The 1,924-nt window shown below is 44.1% G+C and carries 3 protein-coding genes; all 3 read right to left on the bottom strand.

Annotated features, from left to right (window positions below; translation table 11 throughout):
* On the bottom strand, positions 1 to 370 hold a 370-nt coding region (locus C7K08_RS13795), incomplete at its 3' end, for a Wzz/FepE/Etk N-terminal domain-containing protein (protein ID WP_241537278.1).
* Positions 371 to 1,186 (bottom strand): polysaccharide biosynthesis/export family protein, encoded by an 816-nt coding sequence (locus C7K08_RS13790; protein ID WP_106501097.1) that lies wholly within the window; start codon positions 1,184 to 1,186, stop codon positions 371 to 373.
* A gap of 45 nt (positions 1,187 to 1,231) precedes the next feature.
* Positions 1,232 to 1,510, bottom strand: a complete 279-nt coding sequence (locus C7K08_RS13785) for a polysaccharide biosynthesis/export family protein (protein ID WP_161955941.1) — start codon at positions 1,508 to 1,510, stop codon at positions 1,232 to 1,234.
* Between the last annotated feature and the right edge of the window lie 414 nt (positions 1,511 to 1,924).

The following is a 1,924-nucleotide window of genomic DNA, read 5'->3' as shown; positions in this document are numbered from 1 at the left end:
ATCGCACATATTGGAAAATCGGATTTAAAACTGAGGTGCTATTTAAAATTTCAACCTGGGTTTCTAATTCACTTGCGCCGCCACCGCCTCCAATAAAAGCGCCTAAGGCTGGATTGCTAGCAAGTAATTGTGCCTTAACAGATGAATTGCTTTCAGGTTGCTTTAAAACAATATCAAATCTACCCTCCCAGGTTGGCTTGGTTGTTAGTGTTTTTAAAGCGGATAATAATATACAAGCCACTGTAACGCCAGCAATTATTTTCCATTGACGTTTCAATGAACCTGCTAGTTGGCGCAGATCAATCTCGTCGTTATTGCTTTCGAGGGTGGTGGAGATCTGATTCATGTTTTGATTGTTGATTTGATTCATTTAGAAACCACCAACTCCTTTGATTAGCGCATAGGTTCCGAAAACGCCAGCAAATGGCGTTGTTACTTCATCGATTACATTCAATGTGCCGGTTAGCACAGATTCATTAACACGAATTATATCACCTGCCATTAATACTGGATTAGAGAAGTTTTCGGCAGCTGCACCAGGATTGTAATTAAATATTCTTCTATCTACTTCCCCCTCGCGGGTAAAACGAACGAATTCAACCTTTCCTTTTAAAAATTTCGGACCGCCAGCACTGATTAAAGCCTGGTTTAAGGTGCTTGCTTGGGGAAGGATTTGCGGCCCCGGTTGTTTTACCCTACCGCTTACAAATACCTGCACGAATTGTGGGCTTATRTTGGTTTGACCTGCCTTAAGCAATTGATCCCTAAGGATTTCATCGCTTTTRGCTACCACCACCACATCACCATCAAATAATCTRAGATTTTGGCTTTCATCACCATTGGTGATAACACCAAGGAAATTTAACTCTGTTCGCACTTTGCCTCCCCCTTGATCTTCAGGCAACTTACGGGTAACACTAACCTTACGCAGGTCTGAAAAAGGTGTTAACCCTTGGGCATTGCGAAGCGCATCAAATACTGTGGGCAATGCAGTTTGACTAAATGGGCTTGAGGCAAGGTTTCCGCTTTGCGCTTCTGCGATGGACAAGTTATCTAAATTAGATTTACTGCCTTGGTTGCTAACATTGCCCGGTTGCTGGAAAGAACCTGTTACACCACTCAATTGGTAATAACCAGGTCTTTTAACTTCGCCGCCCACATATACACGGATCGGACGATAGGCCACAGGTCTTACATAAAGCCTTGGCCTTTTTACAAAAGCTGTGTATAGCTAAGTTAAAAAGCTGCGTAATGTTTCAATTGTGAGCCCACTTGCATAAACAGCCCTCAGCCGGGGCAGATATAGGGTGCCGTCGGGGCCAATTGAATAGGTACCGCTTAGTTCAGGAATGTCTATCACTTCAATTTGTAAGCCATCACCGGGGCCAAGCACATAGCTGTCGTAACGAAACTGGCGGCGCTGTTCAATGTTTATTACGCCGCTTCCCTTTGCTGGTTGAGCCARGGCARAGCCCCCACTTAGCTGCCCCGCCAGCAAAGGCAGCGCCACTGCAGTTGCTAAAAGCCTATGCACATCGATATGCGAATCGCTTTARTTTACACTCTTGAAATGTCCCATACTGGGGTTTTATGCAAAATCTGCATCTTTCAATTAAAAAAACCGCTGCTGCTACCAACCGTTATATATTCCAAGCCATGGTAAGAAATTTTCTTATTCCTGGTGCTTTTAAGGCGCGGCTCAGATCCTTAAGGGCGGATCGCACTTTGATCCCTAGGCGTTTATTAATGCTTGGCTGTGATGCATTTGTATTGCGCTGCTGCTACCAACCGTTATATATTCCAAGCCATGGTAAGAAATTTTCTTATTCCTGGTGCTTTTAAGGCGCGGCTCAGATCCTTAAGGGCGGATCGCACTTTGATCCCTAGGCGTTTATTAATGCTTAGCTGTGATGCATTTGTATTG

This window comes from Synechococcus lacustris str. Tous, assembly GCF_003011125.1.
Classification (GTDB): Bacteria; Cyanobacteriota; Cyanobacteriia; order PCC-6307; family Cyanobiaceae; genus Synechococcus_D; species Synechococcus_D lacustris.
Note: the sequence above shows the minus strand (reverse complement) of the source record. Positions and strands in the feature narration are given on the sequence as shown.